Here is a 19,728-nt window from a genome sequence, read left to right on the forward strand (position 1 = left end):
TGGTCAGGCCCCCAGCTTCGCGAGCATCAGATAGGCCAGCTTGGCGGTCTCGGGCGTCGGCCGGAACGGATTGACCGGCTCGGCTGGCGGCCGCGCCGCGCCCAGCTGGGCCAGCGTGGTCTCGATCCAATGGCGATCGCCATCGACTGCACCATTGCCGAGCAGGACCTCGGTGTCCCCAAAGGGATCGAGGCCCGCGGACAATGCGTCGAACCCGTCCGAGGCGAGCCCGGTCGCGCCGACCGCGGCGGCGCCCTGGTCGAGCTTGCCGGCGAAGCGGCTGTAGATCTCGCTGAGCGTCCGCGGCTGGCCGTTGCTGGCATAGAATATCCCGCGATTGGCGCGGGCGGCGGCAGGGAACATCGCCGCGCCAATGCGCTCGGGGTTCGCCGCCATCGCGCCGAGGAATTTCGCAGCACCGCCCTGCCCCAGGAAATGCGCCATGTAGAGATCGGTGCCGGTGGCCGGACGATCGAGCCTTTGCTCGAGCGCGGCCTTGTTGTCCGAGGCGTGTTCGGCGGCCATCAATGCAGCCGTCCCGGGATCGCTGCGCATGTCGAGGATCGCGCGGCGCGTCGCGGAGTCGCTGACGACATAGCGCCCGCCGGCGGTCTGGCGGATCGAATCCGATGCCCAGCCGAGGCCGTGCTCGGCGCCGTGATCCTTGATCACGCCGAGCCAGCTCTGCTCGATGAACTGATAGAGCCCGGTGGCGCTGGATGTGGTGGCGCGCGCATTGGCGCGCATGCCGCTCTCGACCTGCGCCTGACCCAGCAGATAGTTGAAGTCGATTCCGGTCTTGCGGCTGGCGGCGGCGATCGCCGTCTGGATGCCTGCCTTTGAAGTGACCGATACGATGCTCATCGAGCTGTGATCCGATTGCCCTGGGTAAGGCAGGATCAGCAAAGAGCGTGCCAGTCAGCCGTCAGGCGATCGCGTATCCCCCAGGGCGATAGGCCGGCGCCGCTTCGCCGGAAAGAAGTTGCAGGCGGCGGCGGACATTTGCCGCCATCAGATTGACGTAGATCCGGCAGGTCTCGTTGAGCCGGTGCGCCTCGGCGGCGAGCTCCTTGACCTCGCGCGACGGCGCTTCGCCATCATACAATGCGACGCTGTCGATGCCGGTGAGCTTCGCGTGCGTCGCGGCCTCGAGCGCTACAACGTCATTGGCCTTCAGCGCCGCGATCTCGGCGTGAAGCGATTCGATGACCTGGATCAGCGCGTCACGCCGGGTCATTGGGGCTCCATTCGAGCTTGAGCGCGAGCAGCCGGTCGGCGATCGTCGTCGGATAGATCGGGAACTTGCCGTCTTCGATCGCCTTGCGGATCTTGGCGACTCGCTCAGCATCGACCGGAGGCTTCGCGGCCATTGTCCCCGTCAACTGGACCGCGGTCGATTCGACCGCCCTGACCTCGTTCGAGGTGGGCTTTGCCGCCGCTACTGGAGCGGCGGGAGCGACCGGCGCAATGCGGCGGTCAGCGACCGCGCCTGCCTTGTTGCCGATGGGATCCACCATGATTGCGTCCTCGGGAAACTGATCCTGCAGCGATAGGAACGACTGCTTCAGCGAGGGCTTTAGCAAAAAATGTCAGGGCAGCCGCGCACGGCCCGCTTCGAGTGCCACCGCCTGGATCGGCGGCTTCTTGTCATCGACCTTGACCATCAGCCGCGCGCCCGGCGCGGCATCGCCCATCGCCACGCCTTCGCGGCTGATCGAGAAGCCGGGTGCGCCGGCCTCGACGGTGATCGGATCGCCGCGGCGGATCACCGGCGCGGGCCTGACCGCGGCAGGCATCTGCGCGGCGACGGGCGCGACCTTCGGCGTTGGCACGGCGTCGACCGGCACGAAGATACGCCAGGCCGGGGCCATGCAGCGGACGACCACGGCATCCTTCGCCTCGCTGCGCCATTCGAGCTGCGGCGCGGCGCAGGGCTGGAGCTTGAGCCGCTTGTCGATCGGCGTCCGCGCCCCACCCTGCGCGCCGAGCGGCTTGCCGGTGAATTGTCCGACGATCGTATCGAGCACCTGCGTTGACTGGAAATCCTGCGCGGCCGCGGGGGTTGCGGCGGCGAGAACGAGGGACAGCAGCATGAAAGGCTCCTTGAGTGAGTCTGGGTGGCAGATCATCGACCGCCGTCATAACCGAGCGAGAGAACCGCACGGCGCCGGCCGCGCGCAGTGGCGATGGCGATGCGCCCAGGCGCCACTGCACCCGAACGGACGAGAATCGCGGCAACAGCACGGGCCCGGTCGGCGGCGAGGATCGGGCCGCTGCCGGTGAGCGCGTCGACATCGCCGGCGCTGCCGTCCACTTCGCCGATGACGCGCAGGCGCGTGCGTGGATCGGCGGCGGCGATGCGTGCCCAGGCAAGCGCGTCGGCGGCGGCGGGCAGCTCCGCCGAACCAGTCGCGAAGCCGGTGACTGCGGCGAGATCCACCGGCATCGCCGGCGCCTGCTCCTTGACGCCGAAGCCGGCGCGGAAACCCGCGGCGAGCGTATTCGGATCGACCCGATCGGCCTGGAGCAGCACGAAGAAGCCGACCAGCAGCAAGGCGAGGTCGGCGAGCGTGGTCAGCCAGATCGGCCGGGCGGGGGGATCGTCGTCGAGCGTCACGCGGCGAGCTCGCGCGCGGCGAGGCGCGGCTGGACAATGGCGAGCTCGGCGAGCGGCGTGGCCAGCCGGGCACGCTCCTGCGCCTCGTGCCGCGCGTAGCGCTTGAGCCGCGAGGCCACCGGGGTGGCGATAAGGCAGGCGATGACTGCGCCGTAGAGCGTCGTGAGCAAGGCCACTGCCATCGCGGCGCCGATCGCTTTCGGATCACGCATCGCCGTGAACATCTGGACCAGCCCGATCAGCGTGCCGATCATTCCCATCGCCGGCGCGATGTCGGCCATGCCGCTCCACATCTCCGCAGCGGCGCGGTGCCGCTCGAAGCGGGCGACTCGACACTGATCGAGCAATGCCGCGACGTGCTCGGGCGACGCGCCGTCGACGATCGCGGCAACGGCGGCGGCTAGGTCGGGATCGGCGATCACCGAGCGATCGAGCGCGATCACGCCATGGCGCTGGGCGATGCGGCCGAAGGCGGCAACCTGCGCGAGCAGCGGCTCGACGTGGAAACGGCGGCGCCCAAGCGTACGGAGCGCGGCGAGGCCGCGGCCGAGATCGCCGAGCGGAGTCCGCAGCAGCACGGCGACCACCGTTCCGCCCAGCACGATGGCGAGCGCTACGGGATCGAGAAAGGGCGCGAAGTTCATGCGCTCGTGTTTGCAAGCCCCGGGCCAAACAAAACGCCGCCCGCGTCGCACATCGTCACGGCAGGGCAACGGCAGCCGATTGCCGTGCGCCCGGCAACATCTTGCCGCTCATCGACCCACCAGGGCCTACTTGCCGCTCCCAGCGAACTTGGCACGGCCATTGCAGCAACACGCCTGAACTTTTGTGCGGGAGACGTGCAATGCCCAACGACAGCCTCTTCGGCGTACACGGCGCAGCGCTTGCCGTGCGCTCGCAGCGCATGGGTGTGCTCGCGTCGAACATCGCGAATGCATCCACTCCGGGCTACAAGGCCAAGGACGTCGACTTCCAGACCGCGCTAGCCGCGATCGAAACGCCCGGCGGCTCCAGCGATGCCACAATGGACGCCGCGACTCTTTACCGCGTGCCGTTGCAGCCCAGCCAGGACGGCAACACCGTCGAGCTCGCCACCGAACAGACCGCCTTTGCCGAGAATGCCGTCGCCTATCAGACGACTTTGTCGTTCCTGAACGGCCGCATCTCGACGATCACCCGCGCACTCAGAGGAGAATGAGCATGGGCAATCCGCCGCTCTCCATCTTCCAGGTCTCGGGCCGCGCGATGTCCGCGCAGCTGCTCCGGATGAACACTACGGCATCGAACCTCGCCAATGCCGGCACCGTCGCTTCCAGCCCCGAGGCCGCCTACCGCACGATCAAGCCGGTGTTCCGCAGCGCCTTCGACGAGGCTTCGGGCCTGTCGACGGTGGATGTCGAGCAGATCGTCACTGCCGGATCAGAGCCGACCAAGCGCTACGATCCCGGCAATCCGCTCGCCGACAAGGACGGCAATGTCTGGGAAAGCGCAGTCGACGAGACCCGCGAGCTCGTCGACATGCTCGAATCGTCGCGCACCTATCAGAACAATGTCGAGGTCATGCAGACTGCCAAGCAGCTGATCGTCGACACCCTCAAGCTAGGCCGCTGATCATGGACTTCGACAGCATTCTGCAGACCCTGGGCGTCAATCGCTACGGCGCGTCGAGCGCCGCCGCGAACGGCACCAAGGACACCTCCGGCCTCGGCAAGACCGCGATGGACCAGAGCGACTTCCTGACGCTGATGACCGCGCAGCTCAAGAACCAGGACCCGTTCGAGCCGGTCGACAACACCCAGATGGTCGCCCAGATGGCGCAATTTTCGTCGCTCTCCGGGATCACCGAGATGAGTACGACCTTGAAGGGGATCGCGGCCAAGCTGGGCGGCACCTCGCTCGGCGACGCGCTCGGCTATGTCGGCAAGACCGTGCTCACCGAAGGCTCGATCGCGTACCCGCGCGAGTCCGGCGGCATCGCCGGCGCAGTGGCGCTCGCCAAGGACGCCACCGACGTCAACGTCACGATCAGCGACGCCGACGGCAAGCCGCTCAAGACGATCGCGCTGGGTAAGCAGGCTGCGGGCGCAGTCGCGTTCGACTGGGACGGCAAGCTGGACAACGGCGAGGCGGCCGGCGCCGGCCCTTACACGGTCAAGGTCGCCGCGCTCAACGCCGGCGCCAAGGTCGATGCTGCCCCGCTCGTCTGGGCGCCGGTCTCCACCGTTTCGCTCGGATCCGACGGCGAGCCCGTCCTCACGCTCCCTGGCATCGGCCAGGTCCCCCTCGACGCCGTCTGGCAAGTCGGCTGATCACCAGGAGTAACGCAAATGTCCTTCTTCACTTCCTTGAGCGGGCTCCAGGCTGCCCAGACCGAGATGTCGACGATCTCGCACAATCTCGCCAACGTCTCGACCAACGGGTTCAAGCGCTCGACCACGCAGTTCGCCGACGTCATCGCCTCCACTTCCAATTCGAACCCGACCCAGATGGTCGGTTCGGGCACGGTGGTGAAGTCGGTCCGCCAGCAGTTCAGCCAGGGCGGCTTCACCCAATCGTCCTCGGCGCTCGACGTCGCGATCTCGGGCGAGGGCTTCTTCATCGTCAAGGGCAGCGACGCGAGCAACAATGTGTCGTTCACCCGCAACGGCAGCTTCCTCGTCGATTCGGACCGCTATGTCGTCGATGCGCAGGGCAACAAATTGCAGGTCTATCCGGTCGACGGCTCGGGCGCGGTGGTCGCGACCGGCATCGCCTCGACGGTCAGCCTGCGCTTGCCGCAGATCAGCGGCAAGCCCGAGGCGACCGAGGACGTCACCCTGTCGCTCAACCTCAACGCCAATTCGGTGATCCCGTCGGACGACGATCGCTGGACCGACGTGCCCTATGCCTTCGACCGGTTCGATCCGGCGACCTACAACCATTCGGCGCAGACCACGATCTACGACGCCAATGGCAACGCACTGACGCTGACCACCTATTTCGTCCGCGAGACGACACCGACCACGGCGGAGCCGACCAGCGAATGGACCGCGTATTCGTTCGTTGGCGACAAACAGCTCAATTCGGGCACCGATCCCGACGACATCCAGCCGATCTCGATGACCTTCGACGCCACCGGCAAGCTCACTGCGCCGGCGGGACCGACGAGCTTTCTCGGCTTCCTCGCCCCCGGCGCGACCACCGAGCAGATGGTCACGCTCGATTTCGGCGACGCGACCACGCAAGTCTATTCGCCGTTCAGCATCGATGCGAGCTCGCAGGACGGTTCGCCGGTCGGCCAACTCGAGGGCGTTACCATCGGCGACGACGGCACGGTGCGCGCCAGCTTCTCGAACGGCGATAGCCAGGCGCTCGGCAAGGTGGTGCTCGCCAGCTTCTCTAACCCCACCGGCCTGCGCCAGCTCGGCAGCAGCACCTGGTCGGCATCGGGCCTGTCGGGCGAGCCGCGGCTCGGCGAGCCGGGATCGAACGGGTTTGGCGGGCTGATGGCGGGCGCTGTGGAGCGCTCGAACGTCGACATCACCGAAGAACTGGTCGGGCTGATCGCGGCGCAGCGCAACTTTCAGGCGAACGCCAAGGCGCTCGATACCGCAAGCCAGATCTCGCAAACCATTTTCAACATCCGCAGCTGAGCTAGACCATGGACCGCCTCGTCTACACGGCAATGTCAGGACTGCGCAGCCAGATGGCGGCGCAGTCGACGATCGCGAACAACATCGCGAACGCGTCGACGATCGGTTTCCGCGCCGAGCGCGTCAATTTCGACCGGCTGGTGCTGCAGGGCCAAGGGCTCGAGACACGCCAGCTTGCCGCCGAGGAAGTCGAGGATTTCGACCGCCGCGCCGGGGCGATCGTCCAGACCGCGCGGCCGCTCGACGTGGCGGTGACTTCGGATTCGTGGATCGCGGTGCAGGCCGCGGACGGCAGCGAAGCCTATACGAGGCGCGGCGACTTGTCCGTCGCGGCCTCGGGCGTGCTGGAAACCGGTGACGGTTTCCCGGTGATGGGGTCGGGGGGCCCCATCACCGTGCCGCCCCACCAGTCGATTTCGATCGCCGGGGACGGCACGATCTCGATCGTGCCGCTGGGCGGCGATCCGACCCAGCCGCAGGCGATCGACAAGATCAAGCTGGCCAGCCCAACGGGCAGCCAGACCGCCAAGGGACTCGACAATCTGCTCCACGTGAAGGGCGGCGGCGCGCTGCCCGAGGATCTGGATGGCAAGCTAGCTTCGGGATCGCTCGAGCAATCGAACGTCAACCTCACCCAGGCGCTGGTCGACATGATCGAGAACCAGCGCAGCTACGAAGTGCAGGCGGGCCTGCTCAAGGAAGCCAAGACCATGGACGAGAGCGCCGCATCCTTGATGCGGATGCCCGCCTGAACGAAAAGGATTTAGACGATGGGTTCCTCGGCAATGCACATCGCGCGCACCGGGCTCGACGCCCAGGACATGCGCATGCGGGTGATCTCGAACAATCTGGCCAACGTCAACACGACGGCGTTCAAGCGCGACCGCGCTTCGTTCCAGACACTCGCCTATCAGGTGGTGACCGCGCCGGGTGCGCAGAGCACCGCGGAGACCAAATACGCCACTGGGCTCAACCTCGGCACCGGCGTCCGAATCCAGGGCACCGCGCGCGTGGAAACGCAGGGCACCTTCCAGAACACCGGCGGGTCGCTCGATCTCGCGCTGGAGGGCGAAGGCTATTTCCAGGTCCAGCTGCCCGGCGGCCAGCTCGGTTACACCCGCGCCGGCAATTTCTCGCGTTCGGCCGAGGGCATGATGGTGACCAGCGATGGCTATCAGGTGATGCCTGGGATAACGATCCCCGAAGGCACAACCGGAATCACGATCGGCGCCGACGGCACCGTATCGGCTCAGATCGCCGGCCAGACCGAAGCCAGCCAGCTCGGCCAGATCCAGGTCGCGACCTTCCCCAATCCGGGCGGGCTGCAGGCGACCGGCGACAATTTCCTGGTCGAGACCACCGCCAGCGGCGCGGCGAGCCTGGGAGCGCCCAACGAGGCAGGCCGCGCCAAGGTTCGTCAGGGCGCGCTCGAGGCGTCGAACGTCAACGTCGTCGAAGAACTCGTAGACATGATCGAGACGCAGCGTGCGTACGAGGTCAATTCGAAGATGATCTCGGCGACCGACGAGATGCTCAAATATGTCAATCAGAACATCTGAGGCAGCCGCGATGAAATTCCTCACCGGCCTCGCCACCGGCGCGCTTGTCGTCGCCGCGATCGCATTCACCAGCGCGCCTGCCAAGGCGCAGTTCCTCGGGCTGGGCAAGAAGAAGGCGAAGGAGGATTTCTCCGCGACGCTTGCCCAGCCGGTCCCCGTGGCGACGCCGGCGAACGGCAGCATCTTCCAGGCGAGCGAAGGCTATGCCGCGCTCTACGAGGGCATGCGCGCGCGCCGCGTCGGCGATCCGCTGACGATCGTATTGGTCGAGCGAACCAGCGCGTCCAAATCCGCGGGCACCAAGCTCGACAGCAATGGCGGCTTCTCGCTCACCCCGCCGACCACCGGCGCGCTCAACCTGTTCGACAAGAGCGACGCCAGCATGAGCGGCGGCCGCAACTTCACCGGCACCGGCACCGCCGACCAGGCCAATGCCCTGTCCGGCGAAGTCAGCGTGACGGTGGCCGCGGTATATCCCAACGGCACGATGCTGGTGCAGGGCCAAAAGCGAGTCACGCTCAACCGCGGCGACGAGTTCCTCCAGATCAAGGGCATCGTGCGCACCGCCGACATCGACGCGAACAACCGCGTCGCGAGCACGCGCGTCGCCGATGCCCGCATCGCTTATACCGGCAAGGGCGACGTCGCCCGCGCCAGCCGCCAGGGCTGGCTGAGCCGGTTCTTCCAGATCCTCAGCCCGTTTTGAGGGGGCCGCAGATATGATCCGCCACCTGACGTCGCTTTTGCGCAACCACCTCTCCCCGTTCGCCCTGAGCTTGTCGAAGGGCCGTTCTTCTTTCCCGGGGGAGAAGCAAGAACAGTGCTTCGACAAGCTTAGCACGAACGGGGTTGGGGTCATCCTGGCGCTACTCGCCGCCGCGCTCGCCATTGCCCCCGCCCACGCCCAGCGCGTCAAGGACCTCGGCGGCTTCCAGGGCATCCGCACCAACCAGCTTACCGGCTACGGCATGGTAGTGGGCCTGCCCGGCACCGGCGACGACAATCTCGAATATACCGTCCAGTCGATGAAGGGCGTCGCCTCGCGCTTCGGTCTCCAGCTGCCGCCGGGCGTGAGCCCCGCGCTCAAGAACGCCGCAGTGGTGATGATCACCGCCGAGCTTCCCGCCTTCGCCAAGCCGGGCCAGAAGCTCGACATCACCGTCTCGTCGATGGGCAAGGCCAAATCGCTTCGGGGAGGTACGCTGATCCTGACGCCGCTGCAGGGCGCCGACGGCCAGATCTATGCGATGGCGCAGGGGAATCTCGCGGTCGGCGGGCTCGGCGCGGAAGGCGCCGACGGATCGCGGATCGTCGTCAACATCCCGTCGAGCGGCCGCATCCCCGAAGGCGCGACGGTCGAGCGTGTCGTCGACACCGGCTTCGATCGCGCACCGTTTCTGACCTTCAACCTCGCCCGCGCCGACTTCACCACGGCGCAGCGCGTCCAGGATGCGATCAACGGCCGCTTCGGCGGTGCCCGCGCTCGCGCGATCGACGGCGTGTCGATCGCGGTGCAGGCCCCGGCCGGCGCCGATGTCCGCGCCGAATTGATGTCGGAGATCGAGAACCTCTCGGTCGAGGCCGCGGAGGCCGCGGCCCGCGTGATCGTCAATGCGCGCACCGGAACCGTGGTGATCAACTCCGCCGTTCGGGTCAGCCCGGCCGCGGTGACTCATGGTAAACTCACCGTTCGTATCGATGAGGCCCAAAATGTCAGCCAGCCCCTGCCGTTTAGTAAGGGCGAGACGGTCACCGAGCAGTACAGCGCAGTGAACGTCGAGGAGGAAAAGAAGCCGATGTTCCTGATCCAGCCCGGCCCCAAGCTCGCCGACGTCGTCAAGGCGGTGAACGCGATCGGCGCCTCGCCCGCCGACCTCGTCGCGATCCTCGAGGCGCTCAAGGAAGCCGGCGCGCTCAAGGCCGAGCTGGTGATCCTGTGAGCACGCCGATCGCCCCGATCGCCGGTGGGGTATCGATCGATACGTCGCGGCTGGCGTCTAGCGACAATCTCGAAGCAGCCGGCAAGCGCTTCGAGGCCATCTTCACCGGCATGATGCTCAAGTCGATGCGCTCGGCCAAGCTCGGCGACGGGCTGTTCGACAGCAAGGCGAGCGAACAGTTCCGCGACATGCAGGACCAGCAGCTCGCCCAGGCAATGGCCGCGCACGCGCCGATCGGCATCGGCAAGGCGATGACCGAGTTCCTCGCCAGGAACGCGTCGCTCGCGCCGCGCGCTGAGGGGAGCGATACGCCATGAGCGACATGCTCTCGATCGGGCTGTCGAGCCTCAAGGCCTATCAGACCGCCCTCACCACGGTGTCCGAGAACATCGCGAGCGCCGGCACTGCCGGCTATTCGCGCAGGACGACCGACATTCGCGAAGTTGTCGCCCCCGCCGGGATCACCACCGGCACCGCGCAGGGCATGGGCGTGGTCGCGCGCGGACTGACGCGCGCCGCCGACGTCTACAAGACCGCCGAAGTCCGCACCGCAACCGCCGATCTCGCCAAGACCGAAGCCGGTGCGACCTGGCTCCAGCGCGTCGAGGAATCGCTGACCGGCAACAAGCTCGGGGACCGGCTCACCGGCTTCTTCAATTCGGCCAAGGCGGTCGCCGCCGATCCCGCCTCGCTGGCGCCGCGCGCCGCGATGCTCGAGGCAGCGTCCAGCATCGCCTCGTCCTTCGCCGCTACCGGCGGCGCGCTGGATGGCGCGATGGAGGATCTCGACAAGAGCGCCCAAACCGCGGCCACCCAGCTCAATTCGCTCGCCCGGTCGCTCGGCCGCGTCAATGCCGGGCTCGGGCGCCAGCAGGAAGGCACCAGCGGCCAGGCCGCCTTGCTCGACGAGCGCGACCGGCTGCTCGAACAGATGAGCGCAATCACCGACGTTTCGGTGATGACCGATCCGGCGGGGCGCGCCGTCGTGCGGGTCGGTGGCGTGGCGGGGCCAGTGCTCGTCCAGGGCGAGAACACCGGCGCGATCACCTATCAGCGCAGCGACGATGGCCTCGTCGCCTATGCGCTCCATTTCCAGGGCGAAGGCAGCCCGGTATTCCCGAGCGGCGGCGTGCTCGCCGGCTTCGCCGAGGGCGCCGAGCGCATCGCCGGCGCGCGCGACGAAGTGAGCCGGCTCGCGACGGCCTTCGCCGAGGGCATCAACACGGTCCAGGCGGCGGGCGAGGATCTCGACGGCACTGCCGGCGCGCCGATGTTCGCGGTCGACGATCCCGCCTACAAGCTCACCTTGGTGCTCGACGATCCGCGCGGCATCGCCGCGGCGGCGCCCGGCAAGGGCATTCGCGATAATAATAACCTCGCCGGGCTGGAGGCACTGCGCGGCAGCGGTCGCTTTGAGGACACGATCGCCAGCGTCACTTCGGCCAACGCCGCAGCCTTGTCCGCGCGCAAGTCGGTCGCCGAGGCGCAGACCGCGATGCGCGATTCCGCCGTGGCCGAGCGCGCCGCCGCAACCGGAGTCAATGTCGACGAGGAAGCGGTCGACCTGATCCGCTTCCAGCAAGCCTATCAGGCGTCGAGCCGGGTGATTCAGATCGCGCGCGACACGCTCAATTCCATCCTCGAGATCCGGTGAGGCAAGGCCATGCGCGTCGCGACTTCGCAGCTCTATAACCGCCCCGCGTCGCTGATGACGCGGCTGACCGCCGAGGCGGACCGGACCCAGATCCAGATCGCCACCGGCAAGAAACTGCTTGCGCCATCGGACGATGCCGGCGCCTATCTGCGGCTCCAGGGAATCAGCCGGCAGAGCGCCGACGACGGCGCCTATGCCGCCAATATCGGCATGGCGCAGGGGCTGCTCGCCCAGACCGACACCACGCTGGAGAGCGTCGAGGCGCAGATCACCCGCGCGCTCGAACTTGCCACCCAGGCGGCAAACGGCACGCTTTCGGACACCAACCGCGCGGCGATCGGCAAGGAACTCGAATCGATCCGCGACACGCTCTTCGGGCTCGCCAACACCAGGGACGTGCACGGCCAGCCCCTGTTCGGCGGCGCGAGCGGTGAAGTCGCTTATGTCCGCAATTCCGACGGCTCGATCGCGTTCGCCGGCACCGGCGAGCCCTCCGCGATACCGATCGGCGAGGGCGTTGGCATCCAGGGTACGGTAACCGGCGCACGCGCCTTTGCAGCAGGCGGCAGCGACATGTTCGCGGTGCTCGCCAATCTCTCTGCTGCGCTCGAAAGCGGCGGCGACGTCAAGGCGGCAGTCGATGCCGGGATGGCCGGGATCAGGGGATCGCTGGAGAGCGTGACCTTGGCGCGGGCATCGGCAGGCGCGCGCTCGGCGCGGCTCGAGCTCGACGCCGATCGGCTGACCGCCGCCGGCGAGGCGCGCGAGGACGTGCGCTCGGCGCTGGAGGATACCGACGTCACCGTCGCGGTGACCGAGCTCCAGAAGACGCTGACCATCCTCCAGGCGACGCAGGCGAGCTTCTCCAAGCTCTCCAGCCTGTCGCTGTTCGACTATCTCTGAGCGCAGCATTTCCGCTCAAACTCACGGCGAAGCGGTCGTTTACCAGATCAAGGGCCGGCTAGCGGCGCAGGGGGAAATTTAGTCGCATGTTCGTGCTGATCGGCTTTGTCGTCCTGATCGCAATGGTGTTCGGCGGGTTCGTCATCACCGGCGGCGCACTCGGACCCGTGCTCCACGCTCTCCCCCACGAGATGCTGATCATCGGCGGCGCCGCGATCGGCGCGCTGATCATCGGCAATTCGATGAAGGAATTGAAGGCTTTGGGCAGCGGCTTCATGAAGGTCGTCAAGGGCCCGAAATACAAGAAGCAGGACTATCTCGACACGATCTTCCTGGTTTCCAAGCTGATGAAGATGCTGCGTACCGAGGGGCCGATCGCGCTCGAGCCGCATGTCGAGGATCCCGCCTCGTCGGCGATCTTCGCCGAATATCCGCGGCTGCTCGCCGATCATACCCTGATCAATCTGATCACCGATACGCTGCGGCTCGTCGTCGTCTCGTCGGGCACGCTCGACGTTCACGCGGTCGAGGAAGTGATGGATAATTCCATCAAAACCCACCACCATGAGGTGCAAGGACCACAGACTACTCTCCAGGGCCTTGCCGACGCGCTCCCGGCTTTGGGTATCGTCGCGGCGGTGCTCGGGGTGGTCAAGACGATGGGCTCGATCGACAAGCCGCCGAGCATCCTCGGCGGGATGATCGGCTCAGCGCTGGTCGGCACGTTCCTGGGCGTTTTGCTCGCTTACGGCATCGTCGGCCCGCTCGCGACCCGGCTCCAGCAGGTGATCGACGCCGATGCTGCGATCTATCACACCGTCAAGCAGATCATCATCGCCTCGCTCCACGGCCATCCGCAGCCTTTGGTGATCGAAGCGGCGCGCTCGGGAATCGCTCACCAGAACCAGCCGAATTTCGGCGAGGTGTTCGACGGCCTGCGGGGCCGCTAAATGGCCGCGCGCGCTCCGCACGGTAGCAACCAGCCGCCGAAGATCATCGTCCGGAAGATCTTCATCGAGGGCCATGGCGGGCACCACGGCGGCGCGTGGAAGGTCGCCTATGCCGATTTCGTCACCGCGATGATGGCGTTCTTCCTGTTGCTCTGGCTGCTCGGCGCGACCACCGAGAAGCAGCGCAAGGCGCTCGCCGATTATTTCGCGCCTACGCTTGTCGAGCTTCGGCAGAACAGCGCGGGGTCGAACGGGCTGTTCGGCGGCGACGCGCTCAACGCCAAGGACAATTATCCCAGCAAGGCCTCGCAGACCGGCACCAAGTCGATGACCATTCCGGTCGGCGGAGTCGGCGGCAGGGACGTGGGGACCGGCGAGAAAGGCACGCTCAAGGACCAGCGCGCGCTGACCGCGCAGGACCAGAAGAACTTCAACAACACTGCCAAGACGATCCAGAACAAGATGCGCGCGCGGCCGCAATTGGCCAAGCTCGCCAAGCACATCCGCTTCGTCGCGACGCGCGACGGGATGCGGATCGACTTGCTCGACGACGCCAATTATTCGATGTTCGACCTCGGCACGACGGCGTTGGTTACCGATGCCAGCGCATTGATCGGCACGATCGCCGAGAGCATCGCGGGGATGGAAAACCCGATCATGATCCGCGGCCACACCGATAGCCTGGGCTATGGCGATCCACGCAACATGAACAACTGGATGCTCTCCAGCGGCCGTGCCGAGGCGACCCGGCGGCGGCTGTCGGGCGGCGGGGTGCCCGAGATGCGCTTCGAGCGGATCGAAGGCGTTGCCGACCGCGAGCCGCTGATCGTCGAAGCGCCGACCGACCCGCGCAACCGCCGCGTGTCGATCACTTTGCTCTACCGGCGGATCATGGACCAGGACAAAGGCGACCGCTTCGGGCGCTCGATCCGCCAGCCCACGCTCGCCGCGCGCTGACCCTCCGCTTTAATTGAACTGCTTGCGGACGCTGAGCCGCACCACCCGTCCGACGCTGTCAAGGAGGTTGGGCTGGTACGCCCGCGGCGTCTCGCCGGTCGCATCGGTGACACGCCGGCGCGAATCGAACAGATTGTCGATGCGGAAGCTGACCCGTGTGCCGCGCAGCCACGGATGCGCGAGCAACAGGCTCTGCTGCTGGTTCATATCGACCTGCGCGGTCAGATTGATCTTCGCCAGGCTGCCGAAGTTGAGCCGCTCGGCGCTGCCGAGCACCCCGGTCGCGACTTCGGTGCCGCTTTCCCAGCTGCCCCCCAACCGGAAGCGGAGGCCGTCGCGGCTGATGCCGCTGTCGACTTCGATCCGGTGCGCCGGAGTGCCGCCGTTACTGCCCTTGGCCTGGCCGTTCAGATAGTCGAGCGCAGGCAGGCCGGCGCGGATCACGCGCTCATCCTTGAACACCCAAGTGTGGTAGACGCTCAATTGGAGGATGTTGCCACCCCCGCCGCCACCGCGACCGCCAAAGCCGCGACCGCCGCCGCCCCCACCGAAGCGACCGCCGCCACCCGGCCCGCGATCGGCGCCTTCGCCGGGGGCCGCACCCTGCGGTTGGGGCTGGGCCGAACCCTGGCCCTGCGGCTGGGCCTGACCGGGCGCCTGCCCGCGCTGGCGGCCCTGATTGCCGCCGAAGATGCTCTGCTGGCCGAGCCGGCGGAATTGCTCCATCTGGGCGGTCATTTCGGGCGGCAGCGGCTGGCCGGTGCGCCGCGACTCTTCCATCGCCTTCTGGAATGCAGTGCGGCGCGCCTGATTGCGCTTTGCCAAAGGCGAGGAGATCGGCAGGAACAGATTGAACCCCCAGCGCAGCTCGGAATGGTCTTCGCGCGCGAAATTGACCGGGCGATAGTCGATGCTGAGCAGTTCGCCATCGGCGTCGCGAACGAAGCGATCGGGGAACGCCGCCTCGATCTCGGCGGTGGCGCCGGGCAGGTTTCGCGCGGTGTCGCGGTAGCGCTGGTTGGTATAGGTCGCGCTGAGGTTGAGATTGGTATCGGCCAGCGGCCGGAGGTTGAGCCCGGCCTTGAACACGTCCCGGCGGTCCGCGCGCAATGCCGAATTGCCGCCGGTGATCGTGGTGATGTCGACGCTTTCGCCGCGGACATAATCGAAGATGCGGACATTGGGGGTGGTGATCACCGGATCGCCGAGCTGGCTGGAGCCGGGGGCGTTGCGGTCCTTCGTCCAGCTGACCAATGCGCGGATCTGGTTGATCGGCGACCAGTTGAAGCCATAGCCGGTGGCGACGAGACGGCCGAAGTCGGAGAGCTGCTCGACTTCCATATTGGCGTTGAGCGTCAGATCGCCGATCGCCGCGAGCACGCCGTTGCGCCGGCTCGCGATCGGCACATCCACATTGCCGCGCACGCTGGCGCTGTCGCGCGCGATGTCGGCGCGGGTGGCGATCCCGCGGCGGAAGCTGTCGCTCGAGAAATCGCTGGTCTGCCCGCGTATGCGGATGGCGGCGCGGACGTCGCCGGCGGGAAGCTTGAACAGCGGGCCGTTGGTCAGCATGTCGATCTGGCCGACGCTCGACCGCGATTTGGCGGTGTCGAACGGACGGCTGCGGATCAGGCTCGGCGCAATCGCCGCGAATGGATTGAAGCCGGGATCGCCGGCGTCGAGCAACGCCTGCATCGCAACCGGATCGATTCCGTTGTCGGTGAGCGACTCGCTGGTATTGAGGGTGTAATTGCCCTGGAACGACCAGCGCCAGCTGTCCGCCCACGGGGTACCGTCGCCGTCGAGGGTGAGAGCCCCGGTCGCAGCCCGCGTGCTGCGCGAGCGCGTCAGCGGCACCCCGCCCTCGACATAGCGCGACAGCCGCACGTCCTGCGCGAAGGGCGAGAAGGGATTGCCGGTCGGCAGGTCGAGCGAGACCCCCGGCAACCCGAGCAGCGACTGGTCCTCGGTCCCGGTCAGTTCGAGCGAAGCAGTCGCGTTGATCTTGGGGGATAGCGGTCGGTAATAGACGCCCTTCAGGTTCAGCCGCTTCTGCGGGCTCACCAGCGTTCGATAGGCCGTGACGTCGGTGACATTCGGGCCGCCGTTAAAGGCGCCCAAGGGTTGCGGCCCGCTCGCCGCGGATTCGGGAACCCCGACGACCGTCGGGGGCGTCCCCGGGATCTCGATATTGCCGCGCGTATCGAACAACGAACTGCCGGCGCGCGACACGCCGCGCTCGCTTTCGAGGATGCCGGAGGACTGGTCGTATTCGGCGTTGATCTCGGTGCGGCTGTCGCGCCGGATCATCGCGAGATTGGCCTTGGCGTTGGCGCCGGCATTGCCGCCGGCGGTGGGGGTGCGCCCCTCGATCTCGGTGGTGAGCGCCTGGAAGCGGCGGCGCAGCACGACGTTGATCACCTTCTGGTTGGCGCTGTAGCCATATTTGAGCGCGACTTCCTCGGGCAGGATGTCGAGGCGCTCGATCGCCTCGGTCGGCAAAGTCGCGATCTCGCCCCGGCTAGACCGGCGGCCGGCGAGCAGGATCACCGGCTGTTCGTCGCCGCGTCCCGAGCTACTGCCGAGCTGCGCCGACAGCGAAGTGAGCAATTCGCTGACGTTCGAAGCGCCGTACGCGCGGATATCGGCTGGCCCGAGCGTGACTTCGGGCTTGATGTCACCAGGAACCGCACCCGGCACCACGCCGCGCACCACGACGTCCTCGACCGGCTCTTCGGCCTCGGGCGCCGGAGCTTCCTGAGGCTGGCCCGCAACGGCGGGAGGCGTCTGACCTTGCGGGGCGGCGACCGCCTGATCCTGCGCGTGCGCCGTCATCGGCAGCGCGCCGACCATCAGCGCACCGATCGCGCATCCCCACTTCACCATTGCTCACTCCCGACACAGACAGGCACGACCCTGCACGGGCCGGCATGAACCGCTCGCTACAAGCGACTTGTCGCAAAATTGTGCCAGCTCTGGAGAAAATCGGGGCCGCGCCGCGGCGCCCGGGGTTTCTGGTGCGGTCGAGAAGACTCGAACTTCCACGGCCTTTCGGCCACAACGACCTCAACGTTGCGCGTCTACCAGTTCCGCCACGACCGCACGTGAAACTCGCCGGGAGGTCCCCGGCGTCTGGTAAGGCGCGGCCCCTAGCAAAGGCTTTGGGGGCATGCAACCCACCCGAGCACGCTTTCGCCCATTCGCAGTTGCGCCTACACGCGGCGGCCGTGCTGCTCTCCCCCGCCCTGTCCGCCGAGATGCGCCGTATCCTCGTGCTCGCCTGGCCGGTGGTGCTGACCAGTCTCAACTGGACGATCCTCCACGTCACCGATGTCGCCGTGGTCGGGCTGGTCAGCACTAGCGAGGCCGCGGCCTTGGGCGCGAGCCGATCGCTCACCTTTCCCGGCATCGTCGTGGGGCTCGGCTGGCTCACCGGCATCCTCGTCTATGTGTCGCGCGCCGACGGCGCCGGCGAATTGCGCGAGACCGGGCGGGTATTTCACCAGGGCATGTTGCTCGCTTTGATCCTCGGGCTGACCAGCGGGCTCGCCTTGTTCCTGTGGCCCGAGCCGATGCTGCTCGGGCTGGGCGTCGCGCCCGCAATGGCACCCGCCGCCGCGGATGTGGTGCAGGTGATGGCGCTTGCTTACCCGTTCCAGCTGATCATCGTCGCGGCGAGCTTCTTCCTCGAAGGCGTCAGCCGGCCGCGACGCGTCACCGTCGTCAACCTTTCCATCCTGCCGCTCAACGCACTCCTCGCCTGGGTGCTGGCGACCGGCCAGCTGGGGCTGCCGGTGATGGGCGCAGTCGGCGCGGCGCTGGCGACGGCGATCGCTTCGGCGCTCGGCGCGGTCGGCATGGTCGTCGCGGCGTGGACGCTGCCGCGCGCCGGCCCACGCGGGATCCAGGACCTCAGCGAGCTGGGCAGCCGTGAATCTTGGGCGGGTGCCTTCAGGCTGGCGCGGTTCGGACTGGTGCCGGCGATCGCCTCCGGGCTCGAGCTGGTCGGCTTCGCGATCCTGATCGCGCTTTCCACGCGGATCGACGCGGCGACGGCGCATGCCTTCCAGATCGTCTTCTCGATCCACAACGTCACCTTCGCAGTGGCGCTCGGGCTCGGCTCTGCCGCCGGCGTCCGGGTCGGCAACGCAATGGGCGAAGGCGTGCCCGAACAGGCGGGACGGCGGACCGCGATCGCCGCGATGCTGGCGGCATTGGCGACGGGACTATTGTCGCTGCTGCTGATCGTGCTGGCGCTGCCGGTGGTGATGGTCTTCCCGGCGACCGAGCCGGTCCACCGCCTCGCCGCGGCGATGCTGGTGCTATGGGCGCCGTTCATCCTGTTCGACGGGGTGCAGGTGGTGTTCGTCTATGCTTTGCGCTCGCTGGGCGACCAGGTAGTGGCGGGCGTGAACGGCATCATCGCATTCTTCGTCATCACCGGCGGGCTGGGCGTATTGCTGGTCCATGGTGGCTATGGGCCGAACGGACTGGTGCTGGCCTCGGGCCTCGGAATGGTCGCGGCCGCCTTGCTCCACGGCCTGCGGCTCGGCTGGGTCAGCCGCCGATTTCGCTTGCGAAGCTGAGTTCGACGACCTTGGCATTGCGCGGCACGTCGAGCTTGGCGCCGGTGAAGTCGAGCGAACCCTTGGGCCCCAGCGCACGATTCTCCGGGTTGATCCGCCAGCTATAGACGAGCTGGTCGGCGCCATCGCGCAATTCGACGCGGATGTCGGGAATGTGCTGTTGCTCGCCGGTCGGGTTAATCACCTTGCCCGACACCACGAACGCTTCGCTGCCATTGGGCATCGGCCGCAATTCGACGCTCTTGTCGGTGAAGCGCAAAGGCGTCTCCGCCTCGCGCCCAACGCCGAGACCCAGTTGCGCAGCAATGCTGGGGGCACCCGAATAGAGGATCGCGCCGGTGCCGAGCAGCATCGAAACCCCCGCGACCACTGCCGCGGCGGTCCAGCGCTTCGCCGGATTGCGGCGCGGCTTGAACCGCGGCGGCGGCGCGAACGGATCGTATTCGGGGGGCGCATTGGCGAGCGGGTCTTCGTAGACGCGTGGTGCGGGGGGCTCGACACGCGCCGTGCGTGGCGCCGAGCGTGGCGCCTCCAGCACCTCTCCGGGCGCGGGCGCGGGTCTGGCGACTGCGGCGCGCGGCTCCGGAATCCGGGGCTCGGGAGCCGGGGCCTGACGCGGTTCAGCCGGCGCCGTCCGGGTGGTGAGGTCCAGAATGGCGGGTGCCTGGAACCAGCTGTGCTTGCAGCTCGCGCACCGCACCGTACGGCCGTCGGCACCGATCGCGCTGTCCGGAACGAGATATCGCGTGCGGCATTGGCTGCATTCGAGGATCATTGAAACGTCTCACCCGCCCGGCTGCCCACTGGCCAGGTGCGGCGATTCTAGCTGTAACGAATCGGGCCTACAAGAGTCTCGCTTGAGTCATCTGTGCCGCCATCGCTTGAGCCCGGCGGCGGGCTGTGCGATGCCGTGCGCCACCCCAAGCAAGG

The 19,728-nt window shown here is 67.4% G+C and carries 22 protein-coding genes and 1 tRNA gene; 14 read left to right on the top strand and 9 right to left on the bottom strand.

Translation table 11 applies throughout. The features are described from left to right. Window positions 1-3: 3 nt before the first annotated feature. The 6 genes from E5A73_RS10170 to E5A73_RS10195 all read right to left on the bottom strand — a co-directional run bounded on the left by E5A73_RS10170 (window position 4) and on the right by E5A73_RS10195 (window position 3,261). Complete coding sequence (locus E5A73_RS10170) at window positions 4-864, bottom strand: lytic transglycosylase domain-containing protein (RefSeq protein ID WP_135963730.1); 861 nt, start codon at window positions 862-864, stop codon at window positions 4-6. 61 nt (window positions 865-925) lie between these two features. Further along, window positions 926-1,237: a flagellar protein FlgN gene (locus E5A73_RS10175; RefSeq protein WP_135963731.1), complete on the bottom strand. Its 312-nt coding sequence runs from the start codon at window positions 1,235-1,237 to the stop codon at window positions 926-928. Next, window positions 1,224-1,517 (bottom strand): flagellar biosynthesis anti-sigma factor FlgM, encoded by a 294-nt coding sequence (gene flgM, locus E5A73_RS10180; protein WP_135963732.1) that lies wholly within the window; start codon window positions 1,515-1,517, stop codon window positions 1,224-1,226. The genes E5A73_RS10175 and flgM overlap by 14 nt, the downstream gene beginning before the upstream one ends. 72 nt (window positions 1,518-1,589) lie before the next feature. After that, entirely contained in the window at window positions 1,590-2,093 is a 504-nt protein-coding gene (locus E5A73_RS10185; RefSeq protein ID WP_135963733.1) for a flagella basal body P-ring formation protein FlgA, read from the bottom strand. A 32-nt stretch (window positions 2,094-2,125) separates the two neighbouring features. Beyond that, the gene (locus E5A73_RS10190; protein WP_240700125.1) at window positions 2,126-2,617 is read right to left on the bottom strand and encodes a flagellar motor protein MotB; all 492 of its coding nucleotides are present in this window, start codon (window positions 2,615-2,617) and stop codon (window positions 2,126-2,128) included. Beyond that, window positions 2,614-3,261 carry a motility protein A gene (locus E5A73_RS10195; RefSeq protein ID WP_135963734.1) on the bottom strand — a complete coding sequence of 216 codons (648 nt, stop codon included), beginning with the start codon at window positions 3,259-3,261 and terminating at the stop codon, window positions 2,614-2,616. The genes E5A73_RS10190 and E5A73_RS10195 overlap by 4 nt, the downstream gene beginning before the upstream one ends. Window positions 3,262-3,461: 200 nt before the next feature. Here E5A73_RS10195 and E5A73_RS10200 point away from each other — a divergent pair, with 200 nt between their 5' ends. The 13 genes from E5A73_RS10200 to E5A73_RS10260 all read left to right on the top strand — a co-directional run bounded on the left by E5A73_RS10200 (window position 3,462) and on the right by E5A73_RS10260 (window position 14,212). Then, on the top strand, window positions 3,462-3,815 hold the full coding sequence (locus tag E5A73_RS10200; protein WP_135963735.1) for a flagellar basal body rod protein FlgB: 354 nt from the start codon (window positions 3,462-3,464) through the stop codon (window positions 3,813-3,815). 2 nt (window positions 3,816-3,817) lie between these two features. Continuing rightward, window positions 3,818-4,228 carry a flagellar basal body rod protein FlgC gene (gene flgC / locus E5A73_RS10205; RefSeq protein ID WP_135963736.1) on the top strand — a complete coding sequence of 137 codons (411 nt, stop codon included), beginning with the start codon at window positions 3,818-3,820 and terminating at the stop codon, window positions 4,226-4,228. Between the two features lie 2 nt (window positions 4,229-4,230). Beyond that, window positions 4,231-4,926 (top strand): flagellar hook assembly protein FlgD, encoded by a 696-nt coding sequence (locus E5A73_RS10210; RefSeq protein ID WP_135963737.1) that lies wholly within the window; start codon window positions 4,231-4,233, stop codon window positions 4,924-4,926. 18 nt (window positions 4,927-4,944) lie between these two features. Then, on the top strand, window positions 4,945-6,249 hold the full coding sequence (locus E5A73_RS10215) for a flagellar hook protein FlgE (RefSeq protein ID WP_135963738.1): 1,305 nt from the start codon (window positions 4,945-4,947) through the stop codon (window positions 6,247-6,249). Between the two features lie 8 nt (window positions 6,250-6,257). Further along, window positions 6,258-7,001 (top strand): flagellar basal-body rod protein FlgF, encoded by a 744-nt coding sequence (flgF, locus tag E5A73_RS10220; protein WP_135963739.1) that lies wholly within the window; start codon window positions 6,258-6,260, stop codon window positions 6,999-7,001. Between the two features lie 18 nt (window positions 7,002-7,019). Beyond that, entirely contained in the window at window positions 7,020-7,808 is a 789-nt protein-coding gene (gene flgG, locus E5A73_RS10225) for a flagellar basal-body rod protein FlgG (protein WP_135963740.1), read from the top strand. A 10-nt stretch (window positions 7,809-7,818) separates the two neighbouring features. Then, window positions 7,819-8,514 (top strand): flagellar basal body L-ring protein FlgH, encoded by a 696-nt coding sequence (locus E5A73_RS10230; protein ID WP_135963741.1) that lies wholly within the window; start codon window positions 7,819-7,821, stop codon window positions 8,512-8,514. Between the two features lie 13 nt (window positions 8,515-8,527). Further along, entirely contained in the window at window positions 8,528-9,748 is a 1,221-nt protein-coding gene (locus E5A73_RS10235; protein WP_135963742.1) for a flagellar basal body P-ring protein FlgI, read from the top strand. Continuing rightward, window positions 9,745-10,065, top strand: coding sequence for a rod-binding protein (locus E5A73_RS10240; protein ID WP_135963743.1), 321 nt, complete (start codon window positions 9,745-9,747; stop codon window positions 10,063-10,065). Before E5A73_RS10235 ends, E5A73_RS10240 begins: the two co-directional genes overlap by 4 nt. Then, entirely contained in the window at window positions 10,062-11,402 is a 1,341-nt protein-coding gene (gene flgK, locus E5A73_RS10245) for a flagellar hook-associated protein FlgK (protein ID WP_135963744.1), read from the top strand. The genes E5A73_RS10240 and flgK overlap by 4 nt, the downstream gene beginning before the upstream one ends. 9 nt (window positions 11,403-11,411) lie before the next feature. Continuing rightward, window positions 11,412-12,305 (top strand): flagellar hook-associated protein FlgL, encoded by an 894-nt coding sequence (gene flgL, locus E5A73_RS10250; protein WP_135963745.1) that lies wholly within the window; start codon window positions 11,412-11,414, stop codon window positions 12,303-12,305. A gap of 86 nt (window positions 12,306-12,391) precedes the next feature. Next, window positions 12,392-13,255: a flagellar motor stator protein MotA gene (gene motA / locus E5A73_RS10255; protein WP_135963746.1), complete on the top strand. Its 864-nt coding sequence runs from the start codon at window positions 12,392-12,394 to the stop codon at window positions 13,253-13,255. Next, a complete protein-coding gene (locus E5A73_RS10260; protein WP_135963747.1) occupies window positions 13,256-14,212 on the top strand; it encodes a flagellar motor protein MotB in 957 nt (318 codons plus the stop codon). Window positions 14,213-14,221: 9 nt separating this feature from the next. Here the strand turns inward: E5A73_RS10260 and E5A73_RS21365 are convergent, their stop codons facing one another. Together E5A73_RS21365 and E5A73_RS10270 are read right to left on the bottom strand one after the other, a co-directional pair. Further along, window positions 14,222-17,098, bottom strand: coding sequence for a TonB-dependent receptor (locus E5A73_RS21365; RefSeq protein ID WP_168355897.1), 2,877 nt, complete (start codon window positions 17,096-17,098; stop codon window positions 14,222-14,224). 129 nt (window positions 17,099-17,227) lie between these two features. Beyond that, window positions 17,228-17,314, bottom strand: a tRNA-Leu gene (locus E5A73_RS10270). Between the two features lie 125 nt (window positions 17,315-17,439). Between E5A73_RS10270 and E5A73_RS10275 the strand changes: the two genes are divergently transcribed. Then, on the top strand, window positions 17,440-18,798 hold the full coding sequence (locus tag E5A73_RS10275) for an MATE family efflux transporter (RefSeq protein ID WP_338112863.1): 1,359 nt from the start codon (window positions 17,440-17,442) through the stop codon (window positions 18,796-18,798). Here E5A73_RS10275 and E5A73_RS10280 read toward each other — a convergent pair. Further along, a complete protein-coding gene (locus E5A73_RS10280) occupies window positions 18,770-19,573 on the bottom strand; it encodes an MJ0042-type zinc finger domain-containing protein (protein ID WP_135963748.1) in 804 nt (267 codons plus the stop codon). The two genes, E5A73_RS10275 and E5A73_RS10280, sit on opposite strands and share 29 nt — an antisense overlap. Window positions 19,574-19,728: the final 155 nt, after the last annotated feature.

The organism is Sphingomonas gei, from assembly GCF_004792685.1.
GTDB lineage: Bacteria > Pseudomonadota > Alphaproteobacteria > Sphingomonadales > Sphingomonadaceae > Sphingomonas > Sphingomonas gei.